Source organism: Oceanobacillus sp. FSL K6-3682 (genome assembly GCF_037976165.1).
In the GTDB taxonomy this organism is placed as follows: Bacteria; Bacillota; Bacilli; order Bacillales; family Amphibacillaceae; genus Oceanobacillus; species Oceanobacillus sojae.
Genome location: NZ_CP150263.1, coordinates 746,753 through 762,230, shown reverse-complemented (window position 1 = coordinate 762,230; position 15,478 = coordinate 746,753). Strand labels below are relative to the sequence as shown.

The following is a 15,478-nucleotide window of genomic DNA, read 5'->3' as shown; positions in this document are numbered from 1 at the left end:
GTATGGTAACACAGAAAGGGCTGGCAGAACAGGTACATTTGAACTGATTTTTCGTTTTATCAAGAAACAGAAAGCCGCCCAGCTCAAAGAACAGCTTCCTGTTATGTGAAAAGAAAACAAACTGCTGCAGTGATTACTTATCTGCACAAAATATAACTCTTAGCCTTCTTTTTGCATCGCTTCTTCTTTCGTACGCTCAACCGTCCCAAAGGGATGATGAGGAGGTGCATAAATTGTATACAGCTTTAAAGCTTCATCTCCTGTATTTGTTATATTATGCCAGATACCAGCTGGAACCATAATAGCACTGTCTTCTTCCACATGCTGCTGAATGGTCAGATTATCTTGCCGGTTCCCCATTTGTACAGTTCCTTCTCCTTCTTCAATGCGTAAAAATTGGTCTGTATCCGGGTGTACCTCTAAACCAATATCACTTCCCACCGGGATACTCATCAATGTAACCTGCAGATGCTCTCCTGTCCACAAAGCAGTACGGTAATTTGTATTTGCCTCTGCAGCATTTTCAATATCAATAATGAACGGATTTCCACCATAATCAGTAACCCGGGAATATATTTGGGCGTCCTGATGAGGTTCTAAATACCCTGCTAAATAATTCGCAATTTGATAATCTGTCATTGCAAGCTGATAAAGCAACTGCCGGGAGTGAGGTTCATTTATTTGTTCACTTTTACGATAATTTTCTTCATAGCCCTGCAGAGCATGTTCATAAACAGATTCAATACTTCCATTTTCTGCTTGCTTATACTCTGACTGTCGTGTATCTATCTGTTGTCCGGTGAAATATTGATAAACCTGCTCCAGGCCTGCTGCTATTTGATTTTTAGATTGCACTGCATACATGATTCCCTGTCCGGAGGCTCCCTGCCTGAATTGGTCCAGCACTTGAAAATACATAGGAATTAACGAAGCTTCACGCTGTAAAGTCTCCTCTACCATATTAGCTGCCTGTTCATCATAGGCATTTCCCTGATTTAAATTTGGATTCATTCGATTCATTTGCTGCTGATACAAAGGATTATAATACATTTTGGTTTGTTACCTTCCTTTCCTTAATCTCTTATCAGCATATGACTATAAATTAAAAATGGAACCCAGAAAAATTGAATAATCAAGACATCAAGAAAAAAGAAGACATCTGCAAATATCTTCTCATTCCTTTTTTATTCTGTTTAAATATTATTTATACAGTACGTCCTATTATAAGCACTTAGATATTTCTAAACCTTTCTCTTTCAGATTATTTCACCTTAACCTCAGCATACCTAGATTCTGGTATCGATAAACCTAAATGCCCCCGCAATGTAACACCATTGTATTTCTCTCTAAATAATCCGCGTTGCTGAAGCACTGGAATAACTTCATCTATAAACTCCGTTAAGCCCCCTGGCAAGGTTTGAAACATTAAATTAAAGCCGTCTGCTCCTTCCTTTATAATCCACTCCTCCAGCTGATCGGCGATTTGTTCCGGAGTACCGAAAATTGTCCAATGTCCCCTTGAGCCGGCAACCCGTTTATAGAGCTGTCTGATTGTTAAATCTTCTCTTCTGGCCAAGTCTATAATTAATTCTCTTCGACTCTGGTTTCCGTTAGTTTTTGGAATATCTGCAGGAAGCCGGTCATCCAGTGAATAATTAGAGAAATCCATTCCCCCAAGATAATCAGATAAAAAATCAAGTCCGACTTCAGGTACAATCAAATCCTGTAATTGCTTATATTTCTCTCTTGCCTCTGCTTCTGTTTTACCAATGAAGGGGGAGACGCCAGGCATTATTTTCACTTCATCCGGATTTCTGCCGGATTCAACAATCTTTCTTTTCACTTTTTGATAAAAACTCTGAGCATCCTCCAATGTCTGCTGAGCAGTAAAAATTACATCGGCAGTTTTTGCCGCCAGTGTTGTACCTGCTTCTGATGAGCCAGCCTGAACAATCACAGGGCGACCCTGCGGGGAGCGCGAGGAGTTCAATGGTCCCTTTACATAAAAATGCTTTCCTTCATGATTCAATGCATGCAATTTATCTGAATCAAAATAAACCCCGGCATCTTTATCCCGGATAAAAGCATCTGATTCCCAGCTATCCCATAATCCCTTCACCACTTCTACAAATTCATCCGCACGTTCATAACGAAGATCATGCGCTAAATGCTTCTCTTTGGTAAAGTTATTCGCCTCATGCTCGTAATAGGACGTTACCACATTCCACGCTGATCTTCCTTTACTTAAGTGATCCATAGAAGAAAATTTTCTGGCAATATGGAACGGTTCATTATAGGTCGTAGATGCTGTTGCAGCAAGCCCTATTTGGGATGTGACTGCAGCTAGAGCCGGGAGCAGCGTAAGTGGATCAAACCGGACGATTTCCGCCGGATGTGATAAGCGGTTAAAAGACAATCCATCACTTAAAAAAAGCATATCCAGTTTTCCCTTTTCTGCTATTTCCGCAATTTCCTGATAATATTTAAAATCCTCAAAGCCATCAGCAGGCACTTCAGGATGCCTCCATGAAGCCATATGGTGCCCCGTCCCCATCAGGAAGACACCTAAGTTTATTTGCTTCTTAGACATTTTTTTCAGCTCCCCTTATTAATTCTTTTGATAAACCGGATTCCATTTAAGCAATCTGCTCTCTAATAGTTTTGCTAAAGAATCTGCCACCTTTCCCAAAATCGCATATAAAAGTATTGCTAAAACAACAATATCAAGCTGCATAAATTCACGGGCGTTATTTGACATATAGCCGATACCGGATGAAGCTGCGATGGTTTCCGCAACGATTAATGTCACCCACATGGTTCCAAGTGCATATCGAATACCTACCAATATAGAGGAAAGTGCTCCAGGTAAAATAATTTTGAAAAATAGCTGCCATCTCGATAATCGATACACTTTTCCCATTTCAATCAGTCCTTTATCCACTGACCTAATTCCATGGTACGTGTTGATATAAACAGGAAAAAATACACCGATGGCTACTAAAACAATTTTGGATTCTTCTCCGACACCAAACCATAATATAATCAGCGGAATCAAAGCTAAATGTGGAATATTACGAAGCATTTGGACGGTTGTATCCAAATGCTTTTCTGCAAACGGATAAACTCCATTTAACATACCAATGATGATGCCTAACCCTCCACCAATGACAAAGCCTATAATAGCCCGACTGAAGCTGATATAGATATGTGTCCAGAGATCTCCGCTAACAGCCATAGAGATACCTGTTTGAACCACTTCCAGCGGTGGCGGCAGAATGTTCCCCGAAATAGATTCATTCATTGCAAATAGCTGCCATCCCGCTAAAAGAAGTATAGGGATGATCCACGGAGCTAAACGGTTATAAATATTGCTGGATGTCTCTTTCAACTGTTTCACTTCCTTATATACTAAATTTAGCCTTATTTATTGGCATTCTATTCACTGTCTGGATTCCAAATATAATCAGAAAAGTCGATTTCATTTTCAATTAAACCGATATCCAATAAATCTGCTGCTTCGATTTCTAAATCCACTATTGCCTGATCATCCATAAATTGAGCATCTGACTCTTTTTTATTTAATACCGTTTCCCATGTAGCCGCGGGAATTTGTGTCTCCCCTTCCAGCAATTTTGATGCTTCAGATGGGTCTTCATTAATCTCCTTACCAACTTTCGCTAAATGTTTAACATATAATTCAACTACTTCCGGATCCTTATCAATTAATTCTGATGTCGCAAAATAAAAGGATCTGTATGGGACAACGTCTTCTGCCGTATGCAGGATTTTGTTTCCTCTAGCCTCAGCATCTGCGAAATACGGGTCCCAGACGACCCAGGCATCCACCTCACCTTTTTCAAATGCCAGACTGGCATCAGGAGGATTTAGATTAACTGTTTCAATATCATCAATGGATAAATTTGCTGAATCCAAGAGCTTGATTAACAGGTATTGGGCAATGGAAGCATTGTTATACGCAACCCTTTTCCCTTTTAAATCCTCCAATGATTGAATGGAAGAATCTTCACTGACTAATATCCCTTCTGTTTCTGGAGCAGACGGCTCGCTGGCAATATACTGAAAGTCACTCCCTTTATCGAGGGCAAAAATAGACGGAATATCTCCTGCATTTGCTAAATCAATACTTCCTGCGTTTAATGCTTCCAAAATAGAGCTTCCCGTATTAAATTCCGACCAGGTAACCGTATAGCCTAACTCCTCCAGCTCCTCTTGAAATTCTCCGCTATTTTTTAAGGTTAATGTCGGCCCCCCTTTTTGGTAGCCGATATTAATCTCACCATTTGCTCCAGAGGCTGAACTGCTGCACGCTGCAAGAATGAGTGAAAGCATGATTATTAAAAATAAAACAAGTATGTGTCTATTCTTATGATGATTCAATAGATTTTCCCCTTTCTTTACACAGTCTGCCTGGACGAAATAATTTCATGGACTTTAGGAATAACGTTTTCTCCAATTTCCTGAATGGTTTCCAAATGCGGAAAACCTCGTAACAACACTTTATCAAACCCTAAATCAGCATATTCTACAATTCGTTCTGCTACCTGATCAGGGGTGCCGACAAGCGCAATGGAGTTCCCCGATAATACTTGGGTTAATCCAGCCCATAAATTGGGACCAATTTTAAAGTTATTTTCCCTTCCATCCTCCATTAATTGATGAAGTCTTTTCACACCAATGGATTCACCCTTTGCCGTGGCAGCATTTTTTTCATTCAGCAGATTTTCTTCTGTTTTGCTCAGAAGTTTTTCTGCATTATTAAAAGCTTCATCTTCTGTCTCTCCCAGCACAACTTGAAATGAAACACTATAGTTTAATTCACGATTATAATCTGCAGTACGTTTTTTCATTTCTTCAATTCGTTCTTTGGTATTTTCCAATGTTTCTCCCCAAAGCATATAAACATCCGATTCGGCTGCTGCCACATCTTTTCCTACATTTGAGGCACCACCAAAGTATATTTTCGGTATTTCTTTAGGTCTTGGAAATAAGGATGCTCCCTTCAGTTGATAAAATTCACCATCATGATCAAAATGTTCCTCCGTAAATAGCCGTTTTAGTATTTGAATATATTCACGGGTTCTCTTATATCTAGTTCCATGATCCAGAAAGTCCCCATCTGCCGCTAAATCTGTCGGTGATCCTCCAGTTACTACATTGACCAAAGCTCTTCCTCCTGACCAATAATCAACCGTTGCAAATTGCTTGGCAAATATGGTTGGCTGTATTGATCCCGGACGGATTGCAAAAAGAAATTTCAAACGATTCGTTTGTCCAATAAGGTTTGCAGCAACAGCTAAGGAATCTAAGCAGGAGCCTCCAGTAGGCAATAACAGTGTTGAAAAACCGCCTTTCTCTGCCGCCTGAGCAATATCTCTAATATATTCAAATGTCGGCTGCCGTTCTGCAGCTTCATCCGTTCCTGACCATGCATCAACTTTTCTCCGTGATGAATTGTTGTTTACCGCTCCTACGTATTCCCCATCACCGGAAGTAGGCGCCATTGTGATAAATTCAACCATTTTAAACCCTCCAATTGTATTTTTAAGGGACGTAGCCCTGTTCCTTACTAATACAGTTACTTACTCTCCACTTTTCTTAATCTGGGTTCATACTGATGAAGTCGTTCTTTTCCAAGAACATTCGCCAGTAATTCTTCTTCCAATTCCGCAAAAGCCGGATTTAATCGATTTCTTGGCCGCTGTAAATCCACAAGTAAATCCAGCTTTACCGCGCCCTCCTCAATTAAAATAACGCGATCTGCAAGTGTAATGGCTTCATTCATATCATGGGTAACAAGAATTGCCGTAAATTGCTGCTCCAGCCAAAGGTCTTCTATAAGCGACTGCATTTCCATTCTTGTCAGCGCATCGAGTGCCCCTAATGGTTCATCTAAAAGCATTAACTTCGGATTTGATGCCAACGCTCTCGCCAGAGCAATGCGTTGTTTTTGTCCGCCTGATAAAATAGCCGGCCAATCCTGTGCTCTTTGCTCCAGGCCAACCTGCTGTAGAGCCCAGTATGCGCGATTCTTCCAGCCTTTTTCTAACCCTAATCCTACACCTGTATTTTCCAGAACCGACAGCCATGGCAGTAATCTTGCATCCTGAAACATGATACGTGCCTGGTCATTTAACCCTTTTAATGCATGCTGGTTCTGTTTAATTCCTCCCGCAGTTGCCTTTTCAAGCCCAGAAATATGTCTAAGCAATGTACTTTTGCCGCATCCGCTCTTTCCAACAATGGCCACAAATTCACCAGACTTGATATTTAAATCAATCTTTCGTAAAACCGCTAAGTGACCGTATGATTTCTCCAGTTGATTAATGTGTAACTCAACACCTGCATTTTGAGCCACTGCGTTTCCTCCTTTGTATCCCTCTTATTAAAAGCTTGGAGCAATCTCATTTTCCGGTAATTCTGTTTGACTGCCCAATTGATTAGATGTAAGCTTTTTTACAAATTGTTCATATGAAATGGTTTGCTCCAATTGAAAAAATCGGATTCCATCATGTTTCGCCTTCTCATAGGATAATTCACAGAATGTTTGTGGAGGCGAGACAAATGCTGTTGCACCTTTTTCTTCAGCAAATTTTAAAGCTGCCCCTCGTCTTCCTTCTTTTAGATGAATTGCCGGATTTTCAAAATCTTTATATGTGCTTTTCTCAGAGTCAAAGATACGGATCGTTTCCCCTTCAACAATGGGTACAATTAATTTTATTTCGTTTAGTACAACAGCAATAAGCATGTTTTCCTCTCCTTGTTTAATTAAATGGATTTACTTCCTCTACGAAACTGGCTTCAACGCTTTTCTGTAATGCTTGGTCGATATCCGCTTTGATATCCTCAACATCTTCCAGCCCTATTGATAATCGAATTTGTTCTTCTTCAACTCCTGCTGTGAGCTTTTCTTCAGGTGATAACCTTGCATGTGTTGTACTCGCCGGATGAATTACAAGTGTTTTGGAATCACCAACGTTCGCCACATGAGAAAGTAATTTCACAGAGTTGATAAAGATTTTCGCAGATTCATATCCACCTATTACTCCAAATGTAAAAATAGATCCTGCCCCTTTTGGCAAATAGATTTTCGCAAGTTCATACTGTGAATCCCCTTCTAACGTTGGATAATTCACCCATGCAATGAGATGATGATTCGCTAAATATTCAGCAACCTCCTGAGCATTTTCAACATGCTGTCTCATTCGAACAGATAATGACTGTAATCCCTGAATAAATAACCAGCCATGAAAAGGGGATAACGCCGTCCCAAGGTTATGCCCGAGTTCAAAGCGGGCCTTCGCAATAAACGGACTTGCGCTGGGCAGTTCAACATACGATTGATTATTTAAAGCTCTGTTTGGAGTTGTAAATTCAGGGAAGTTTCCATTACCCCAATCAAAGCTTCCGGCATCAATTATAATTCCGCCAATCGCTGTTCCGTTTCCGCCAATAAATTTCGTGACAGAATGAATGACAATATCTGCTCCGTAATCGATTGGCTTTTGTAAGTATGGCGTAGTGAAAGTGGCATCAACAACTAGTGGAATGCCATGGTCATGAGCAGCCTTGCTAAGTGCTTTTATATCAGCAATCTGTAAGCCCGGATTACCGATTGACTCTGTAAAAACAGCTTTTGTCTTTTCATTTATTGCACCTCTTACTTCCTCAATATCTGTGCCATCTACAAAACGAGCCTTTACTCCAAAGCGTGAAAATGTTTCTGAGAAAAGATTATATGTTCCACCGTATAATGCATTTGTTGTTACAATCTCCTCCCCTGCTTTGGCAAGTGTTAATAAAGCTATTGTGATGGCGGATTGTCCGGAAGAAACAGCAAAGGCATCAACCCCGCCTTCTAAACCGGCTAATCTTTTTTCTAAAACACGATTGGTTGGATTCGCGTTACGAGAATAGATATATCCTTCTTTCTGCATCTGAAAAAGAGAAGCAGCATGATCCGGACTTTCAAACTCATAAGATGTTGTCTGGTAAATCGGCACTGCCCTTGCATGCGTTAATGAATCTGATTCCTGGCCTCCATGCTGTGCAACTGTATTAAAATTCGGTGTATCTTGCTCTTCAAAACTCATTGCTCTTCTCCTTTCTGTTTACACATCCTATAATTCATAATTTTTAAAAATATTTTTATAGTAAGATTTTCATCTGTTTTTTACTAATTGATTTTGTAAAATACTCTACCTGCTTCGTTAATCGCTCCAGCGCATTTGTGTGTACAATAGGATTAGCAGTATTTCTTTTATCAATCTGACTATCAACAAAATACACACCTTTTAAATTCATTCCCTTTAAAGAAGCCAGCAACGGTTTTAATGTATATTCCATCGCCAGTAAGTGAGAGGAGCTCCCTCCTGTCATTAATGGCAAGACCGTCTTATCCTCCAATACATCCTGCGGCAATAAGTCTACTAAAGCCTTTAAAATCCCGGAATAAGAAGATTTATAAACAGGTGTTCCAACGATAACTCCTTTTGCTTCTTTGATAAGAGAAGTTATTCTTTGAATAACAAGACTGTTAAATTCCCCATTAAATAATACGTCCTGGGGTACATCTCTGACAGATATATGTGTTACTGAAAAACCCTTTTCCTCAAGTGTGGATCCGATATACCTTAAAACTGCATTTGAACGGGATACTTCAGAGGGACTTCCTGATAGTACGACAATCTCACTCATCTATTTCATCCTTTCCATTCATTTTTGTATATTCGTATTTAGTATAATTTTAGAAACCTGAACTTCATGGTACTTTTACAGGAACACCCTTAAACAGTTTTATAAAAATAAAAAGGCATCTTTCATCCGATAACATATATTATCAAAATGGAAGATGCCTTTAGTTGTCTAATGGGCATACATAATATTAATTTTTTAAGAATGATTTTTCACTAAGGAAAAACGCTTCTTCTCGGTCGTATCTATTTGCGTAATTTTTCCGTCATGCACGGTAATAACTACTGAACCATATTCCAGTTCTTTCAATGCTTTTAAAATATGGTTCAATTTTACATCATCAATCTTTCCCAAGCCAGCTCCCCCCTATTTAAGAAATGTCATGAAAAATAAATAAATTCATTAAACTTCTGTTTTCCACATTGCGAAATCTCTCAAATCATGAGCTCAAACACACATGCCTTTGGTAGCCCAATCAGCAATTAAAAAAACAAAAATCCCACCTCTAAATAAGAAAAGGGTTGAAACAATATGGTTCACTTACTCTTCTTATCTATCAAGCTAAACACTTGCAGGAATTGGCACAGTACTTGCGTAAGTCTGTTGCCGAGGCTTCTTCGGGCCAGTCCCTCCGCCTCTCTAGATAAGATATTATTCCGAGTGGTTTAATTGTGTTTATTAGTTTACATACTATTTTTGGGAATGTCAATCCTTATTTTTAAACTTTTGAAATTTTTAATGTTATGGCTGCCTGCAGTGCAGCTAAGGAAGTGCACCAATATCTTCCCCACTTTATAGATAGAAAAGTCCTTGCTTAAAGATTAATTTAATTTCCCCTGCATTAAAATAGGCCAATGCTAAGATATTATTCTAAGCATTGACCTATAGTAGACCAGTCTTTCATTATTATTTAATAGATTTAAAATAACTTTTCCAAAAGAGCCTCACCGTAACTTCTTTACTGTCATTTTCCATTAAGTAAAAGCCAAAAGTGCTTTCTAGCTTTTCTCCTTTTTCTCTGCTGCAATCATTAAAAACATCGGCCGGCGCAATTCATGCTTCATTTCAGGTATCTTCTTAAGCATCTCCTCAGAAGGCACGGATTCTTCCACTCGCAAGATCTCAAATCCAGCCTGCGATAAACCATTCATAAATGTAGACACAGTACGATGATACTTTGTCACCGTTTCATTTAAAAAGGACGCTTCCCGTTTCCCTTCTATCTGGTAATTATCCACTGGCCAATGTAAAGGCTCCTTACCCGTTTTATCATAAATCCAGTCCTGTTCTTTTCTTGCGGTAAAAATAGGATGCTCTACAGAAAAGACAAAGCTTCCACCCGGCTTTAAAATCGCATATACCTTTTCACAAACACTATCAAATGATTCGATATAATGAAGCGCGAGTGAACTGATAACAATATCCATAGATTCTTCAAGGAAATCCACATCCTCGATAGCCTGATGCAGATACGTAATACCGGGATCATTGGTCAGTTCTTTTGCATGTGTGAGCATTCGTTCAGATATATCAGTTCCTATTACAGATTCTGCTCCCTGTTCTCTGGCATAGCGGCTGTGCCAGCCAAATCCGCAGCCTAAATCTAAAACATTTTTCCCTTTGAAGTCTGGCAGCATTTCTTTTAATATATGCCACTCTCCGGCTGCTTCCAGCCCTTTCTTAGACCGGTCCATTTCTGAGTATGCTTGAAAAAAATGATTATCATCGTATTTATTTTGTTTCATTGCTTTACTTCCTCTCCAACATATAGTGCTACTCTAAATTCATGTTCAAATAGACCCTTTAAAACATAAAAAAGCATATCTATTGAAAACATGCTTGTTATTGGCAAAACTATGTAGTTCCTGACAGCAACCTTATTCAAATTTAAAATATGATAAGGTATACCGTCAGAATTAATATCTTGAAAAAATCCTTTTGAAGATAATTTAAATCGAATCACTGAAGATGATTATATAGAGGATAAAGAGCAGCTATCACAAATTATAAAATTTTTTCATACCTGCAATGGTCATGATTGGTTCCTTTATAATCATAGCCAAAACCCCTATAAATTTGATTAAGTTTTTTATTGCTTTCCACACAGTCTAAACGAATCCGGCGCATTCCCTGCGTTTTTGTATAAGCTTCCATCCATTCGACAATCGGTTTTCCGAGCCCCCGTCCAATATGATCATGATCTACTGACAGGCGATGCATATAAAATGCATCCTCACTGGATTGCCCCCAAATATTCTTATCCCAAGGAGTCTGCATTTCGTTTAATGTAAATGTAGCAATAATATTGTCTCCTTCTTTCACAACAAAGGTAGACCCGTCTTCAATAGACTGTCTTACTTCTGGATCTTCCTCGTCCTGATCAAGGAACTCCCACTGTTTTAAACGGCTTTTCTTTAACCATGTGGTGACACCCTTTAACAGCCGGAGTATGGACTTCATATCTTCTTTTTGCGCAACATACACATCCAAGTCTTGGTTAATTGATCCAACTTTTTCTGACATAAATCTACCTCCTTATATCCTTTGCTATATATTCGACATAAAATTAAGAAATTCCTTCTTTTCATATAAAAATTTAATATTTCTATTCTAATTTTTTTGTTTATTTCTCATTAATCTGCTGACTATTCCTTGACTTTATTACGAAATTCAATTTGTTTAACGATACAAAACTTTACAATCTTTGACCTTGCTCCTTCTCTCATATTGATAAACTGTAAAGCAGTTTTGTAAAATTGATTATGCTGTTTCATAACGTTAACAATTTTCCCTTTAAATTCTACTTTATTCTGTTCAGTATCTGTCTTCAAGTATAATACACCTTTCACCGCGTCTCCTTCTTCCAATATTTTAGAATCGGAAAGAAAAGCTGCTCCGCCCCCGCTGATATCATGGGTAGTAACATTCAGCTTATCGCCTTCTTCATCTGAACCTTCAGCAGAAGGTAATATCAAAGTCATTTCTACAGCTGCCTTCACTCGGAAAAATTGCCTTCTTTGTACTACTTTTATTGAATCCCTCGATGGTTTCGTCATTATTATTTTCCCATTATCGTGACGATTTATTCTTGAGCCAAAACTGCACAGTCCTTTTTCATCATCATGAAAATAAACGGTAACATCCATGTCATTTTCAATAAGCATGGGTACATTCTGTTTATTTGCAGGTCTTTGAATCAGCAATTCAGTTTCATGCCGTATAAGCTGAGTAAAATAAGTTTTTTTATCTGATGTTAAAATCTCCAGCATCTGACCATCCCAAAATTCCGTATAAATTTGTTCATTCATAAGAATTAGCCCCTTTTCTTCATATGCTTAACTGTCCATCCATTCATTTTATGTAATTTATCCGAGAAAAATTTCAAGTCATAAAAAACCCAATTTCTGTATTTTTTATAGAACCTGCAAAAAATAAATTTCTCAAAATAAATAAAAAGTTAATTTATACTACGATCCATGTTTCAAATTAGGTCTTTAGACAGGACCACTTTTTCCTAATTATAACGTTTTTTTAGAATTTTTGTAATGATAATTCTAATTTTTATTATTAATTTAGATATAAAATATCAGCTGTTTAATTGGATTTGTTGTCATGGCTATCGTAACGTATATACTAAAGATAAAAGAATTGATAAAAAGATTGGTAGTGATAATTATGAAGAAAAAAGTACTGTTTAGAGCTGATGATTTAGGGTATTCGGAAGCAGTAAATTACGGTATTGAAAAATCTGTCAAGGATGGCTTAATCTCCAGTGTCGGTGTCATGGTGAATATGCCTGCCACACAGCATGGAGTAGCTTTAATCCAGGCGGAGCCTGTTGCTTTCGGCCAGCATACAAATATCTGCGCCGGCAGACCTTTGGCTGATCCGGAAAAAATTCCGTCTTTAGTATCGGAAAATGGTTATTTTAGATCCTCTAAAGAATATCGTACTGCCAAAGAAGATTTTGTGGTATTCGAAGAAGCACTGATTGAAATTGAAGCACAATATGATAAGTTCATCGAATTATTCGGCAAGAAACCGGATTATTTTGAAGGTCATGCTATTGCAAGCGATAACTTTTTTAAAGCATTAGAGCATTTTGCGGAGGTACATGGATTAACTTATTCTGGGTTACCGGCAGGATCCAACCCAAATGATCTTACTAGTAATGATTCCTTTATTATGGTAAATGATACGAAGGTATATCTGATGATGGAAAGTATGCAGGCAGATTATAACCCTTATCATTCTTTGCAAAAAATGCTGGATAACCTGCATGAAGATGGCGTGGACATGCTCATTTTTCATCCTGGTTATTTAGATGATTATATTTTAAATCATTCTTCACTGTTGATTCCCCGGACACAGGAGGCTGCTATGCTGACGGATATTCGTGTCAAGGAACAATTAAACGAAAAGCATATTGATTTAATTTCTTATAAAGAGCTGTAATTAGAACGAAAAAAGCTTCTCCAGCCAAGTCGTGGGGAAGCTTTTGTCTATGAAAATCCAACCTTATTAATTTACTACAATATATGTTACTTTAACCGGTCCGTGGACACCAACAATCAGATTCATTTCAATATCAGCACTATTACTCGGTCCTGTAACAAAACAAATACTGGAAGGAGGAATAGTACCATTTTCATTGTCCTTGTGAATCTTACTTGCTGCCTGCGTCATTCTAGGCACAATGGTTTCTTTAGGTATAATAGCAATATAACATTTCGGCATCAGACTGATGGATCTGCCATTATCCTTATTTGTCATTAATGCAACAGTTCCTGATTCTGCAAGGGTAATATCGCTAAAAGAAATTCCTACATCTGTTCTTTCCGCAATAACCTGGTTTTCCTTACCAAGTCTCGGATCCCACAAATGGATATCCATTTCTTTTGAGAGTTCTTCATAAGTCTTGTCCAACCCGTATTCCTGATTACGCTTATCATTCGATGCAATAATAGAAGTTGCCTCGTATCCTTCCAAAACCTTTACCAAAGCCGCCTGCAAATCACTTTTATCTGTACGTACAAAATCTGTATGAATGACTTTACAATGCTCTTTTAACACTTCGATAAGCTGTTCTGTAGAATAATCTTTAAAAACCTCACGCTGTGGCTGAACACTATATTCCGGTCTTATCACAGCTTCTCTTTTTTGCGGACGGCCAAGGTTTGCAGCCAAATTACTTAAAAAGGAGTCACGATTTTGAATAGTCATTATGCTTCTCCTCCTTTTTGACGTTTATTCCACCAGCTACGGAAGGATTGCTTGGCAGGTGCAGGGAAGTCACGGACATCTGTCCATCCTTTTAATGGACCAGGACCGTTTTCAACATACTCGTCCTTTGTCCATGGCTTTAATGCTGTTCTCGCTACTTTTGTGCTTAATTTATATGCAGCCGGATTCGATGCCCATTGTGCAAAGCCCTTCATCATGATTTTTTCTGAAACAGGTGATTTCTTTTCTTCTTCTACAATAATTTCGCGATGACGGATTAAATGCTCGTGTAATGGGATTTTTACCGGACAGGCTTCTATACAGGCTGCACATAAGGAGGAAGCATATGGCAATTCTTTATGATCCTCATAGCCATCCAGCAGCGGTGTCAATACAGCTCCAATCGGCCCTGGGTAGATAGAGTTATAAGCATGTCCGCCGATATGGCGGTAAACTGGGCAGACATTAATACAAGCAGCACAACGAATACAATGCAGTGCGGATTGAAATTCTGTTCCCAAAATTTTAGAGCGCCCATTATCAACAATAACCAGGTGATAATCGTCCGGCCCATCTATTTCTTCCTCTATGCGGGTTCCTGTGATTGTTGTAATATAGCTGGTCAGCTTTTGCCCGACTGCTGCTCTCGTCAATAAACTGACTAATACTTCCATATCCTCCCAGGTTGGAACAAGGCGCTCCATTCCCATTACACTGATTTGTGTATCCGGAAGGGAAGTAATCATCTCTGCATTTCCTTCATTCGTTACTAACGTTACAGAACCAGATTCAGCAATCGCAAAGTTACAACCAGTGATACCTACATCTGCCGATAAGAAATCCTGTCTCAGCTGTTCTCTTGCAAATGAAGCTAATTCTTCCGGTGTATCTGACTTAGCATAGCCTTTTTTATCTCGAAAGGTATCTCTGATTTGCTCTCTATTTTTATGCAAAGCAGGAGTTACGATATGTGATGGAGGATCTTCATCTAATTGTAGAATCCATTTTGTTATGAACAAGATGTGTCAACTCATGCCTGAGCAGTATTTCTGAAAATTCCACTTCAACCGGCCAGGCAAGAGCTGCTTTTCCGTCTTTTAATGGTGCCGCAAATGGGTTCCCCTCGAAAAAACCTATAAATAAGTACACATTGAATGGTACAAGGATAGTGCACCCCAATAGCCTTTTCACTTCTTCTAACGCTTTCTCCATTTGAATTTTCTCTGGATCAAATCGCTTTATTTGCTCTATATCTGCTTCATACTTTGGCCAGGCTTTTCTTAGCATATCCCTGGCAATAATTTGTCCTTCTTCACCTGGAGGAACTGCTGCAAAGCCATACCTCTCCTTCCAGATCTGCCAAATAACTTCCTCCTCTTTCTCGTGCCTGACTGCTTCATAAAAAGAAATAAACTTTGGTACAAAATTTATGATTTCTACCTGCATCATTTAAAACTACCCCTCCTCGGAAAAATCTCCAGATCTATCTATTTATTTTACTTTTTTCATTTATTAACCACTACTATTTCATATAAGAAGAGCG

16 protein-coding genes, 1 pseudogene and 1 riboswitch are annotated in these 15,478 nt (G+C 38.6%); of the genes and pseudogenes, 1 reads left to right on the top strand and 16 read right to left on the bottom strand.

Annotation, left to right across the window (positions count from 1 at the left end; genetic code table 11):
- Positions 1-159: 159 nt before the first annotated feature.
- The 13 genes from MHH51_RS03920 to MHH51_RS03860 all read right to left on the bottom strand — a co-directional run bounded on the left by MHH51_RS03920 (position 160) and on the right by MHH51_RS03860 (position 12,020).
- Entirely contained in the window at positions 160-1,050 is an 891-nt protein-coding gene (locus tag MHH51_RS03920; protein WP_339284590.1) for a cupin domain-containing protein, read from the bottom strand.
- Positions 1,051-1,261: 211 nt separating this feature from the next.
- On the bottom strand, positions 1,262-2,590 hold the full coding sequence (locus MHH51_RS03915; protein WP_339284588.1) for an LLM class flavin-dependent oxidoreductase: 1,329 nt from the start codon (positions 2,588-2,590) through the stop codon (positions 1,262-1,264).
- Positions 2,591-2,608: 18 nt separating this feature from the next.
- Positions 2,609-3,397: an ABC transporter permease subunit gene (locus tag MHH51_RS03910; RefSeq protein WP_147210734.1), complete on the bottom strand. Its 789-nt coding sequence runs from the start codon at positions 3,395-3,397 to the stop codon at positions 2,609-2,611.
- 38 nt (positions 3,398-3,435) lie between these two features.
- Positions 3,436-4,398 (bottom strand): aliphatic sulfonate ABC transporter substrate-binding protein, encoded by a 963-nt coding sequence (locus MHH51_RS03905; RefSeq protein ID WP_339284586.1) that lies wholly within the window; start codon positions 4,396-4,398, stop codon positions 3,436-3,438.
- Positions 4,399-4,415: 17 nt separating this feature from the next.
- Positions 4,416-5,540 (bottom strand): LLM class flavin-dependent oxidoreductase, encoded by a 1,125-nt coding sequence (locus MHH51_RS03900; RefSeq protein ID WP_147210733.1) that lies wholly within the window; start codon positions 5,538-5,540, stop codon positions 4,416-4,418.
- A 56-nt stretch (positions 5,541-5,596) separates the two neighbouring features.
- Positions 5,597-6,376 (bottom strand): ATP-binding cassette domain-containing protein, encoded by a 780-nt coding sequence (locus MHH51_RS03895; protein WP_147210732.1) that lies wholly within the window; start codon positions 6,374-6,376, stop codon positions 5,597-5,599.
- A gap of 27 nt (positions 6,377-6,403) precedes the next feature.
- A complete protein-coding gene (locus MHH51_RS03890; RefSeq protein WP_147210731.1) occupies positions 6,404-6,766 on the bottom strand; it encodes a hypothetical protein in 363 nt (120 codons plus the stop codon).
- A gap of 16 nt (positions 6,767-6,782) precedes the next feature.
- Positions 6,783-8,111, bottom strand: a complete 1,329-nt coding sequence (locus MHH51_RS03885) for an O-acetylhomoserine aminocarboxypropyltransferase/cysteine synthase family protein (protein WP_147210730.1) — start codon at positions 8,109-8,111, stop codon at positions 6,783-6,785.
- 55 nt (positions 8,112-8,166) lie between these two features.
- A complete protein-coding gene (ssuE, locus tag MHH51_RS03880; protein WP_147210729.1) occupies positions 8,167-8,715 on the bottom strand; it encodes an NADPH-dependent FMN reductase in 549 nt (182 codons plus the stop codon).
- Positions 8,716-8,910: 195 nt separating this feature from the next.
- Positions 8,911-9,066 carry a YezD family protein gene (locus tag MHH51_RS03875; RefSeq protein WP_246145154.1) on the bottom strand — a complete coding sequence of 52 codons (156 nt, stop codon included), beginning with the start codon at positions 9,064-9,066 and terminating at the stop codon, positions 8,911-8,913.
- A gap of 192 nt (positions 9,067-9,258) precedes the next feature.
- Positions 9,259-9,362, bottom strand: a riboswitch (SAM riboswitch).
- A gap of 348 nt (positions 9,363-9,710) precedes the next feature.
- Positions 9,711-10,457 (bottom strand): class I SAM-dependent methyltransferase, encoded by a 747-nt coding sequence (locus MHH51_RS03870; protein ID WP_339284581.1) that lies wholly within the window; start codon positions 10,455-10,457, stop codon positions 9,711-9,713.
- 259 nt (positions 10,458-10,716) lie between these two features.
- Complete coding sequence (locus tag MHH51_RS03865) at positions 10,717-11,235, bottom strand: GNAT family N-acetyltransferase (RefSeq protein ID WP_147210727.1); 519 nt, start codon at positions 11,233-11,235, stop codon at positions 10,717-10,719.
- 122 nt (positions 11,236-11,357) lie between these two features.
- Positions 11,358-12,020: a PilZ domain-containing protein gene (locus tag MHH51_RS03860; RefSeq protein WP_339284579.1), complete on the bottom strand. Its 663-nt coding sequence runs from the start codon at positions 12,018-12,020 to the stop codon at positions 11,358-11,360.
- A 367-nt stretch (positions 12,021-12,387) separates the two neighbouring features.
- Between MHH51_RS03860 and MHH51_RS03855 the strand changes: the two genes are divergently transcribed.
- On the top strand, positions 12,388-13,167 hold the full coding sequence (locus tag MHH51_RS03855) for a ChbG/HpnK family deacetylase (RefSeq protein ID WP_147210896.1): 780 nt from the start codon (positions 12,388-12,390) through the stop codon (positions 13,165-13,167).
- 66 nt (positions 13,168-13,233) lie between these two features.
- On the opposite strand, the gene MHH51_RS03850 is transcribed toward MHH51_RS03855, so the two are convergent.
- The 3 genes and pseudogenes from MHH51_RS03850 to MHH51_RS03840 form a co-directional block, all read right to left on the bottom strand.
- Positions 13,234-13,935 (bottom strand): lactate utilization protein C, encoded by a 702-nt coding sequence (locus MHH51_RS03850; RefSeq protein WP_339284577.1) that lies wholly within the window; start codon positions 13,933-13,935, stop codon positions 13,234-13,236.
- Positions 13,935-14,948: pseudogene (locus tag MHH51_RS03845) on the bottom strand (LutB/LldF family L-lactate oxidation iron-sulfur protein); the annotation flags it as partial. The pseudogene MHH51_RS03845 and the gene MHH51_RS03850, both read right to left, overlap by 1 nt.
- Positions 14,920-15,384 (bottom strand): hypothetical protein, encoded by a 465-nt coding sequence (locus MHH51_RS03840; RefSeq protein ID WP_147210724.1) that lies wholly within the window; start codon positions 15,382-15,384, stop codon positions 14,920-14,922. The pseudogene MHH51_RS03845 and the gene MHH51_RS03840, both read right to left, overlap by 29 nt.
- Positions 15,385-15,478 lie beyond the last annotated feature (94 nt).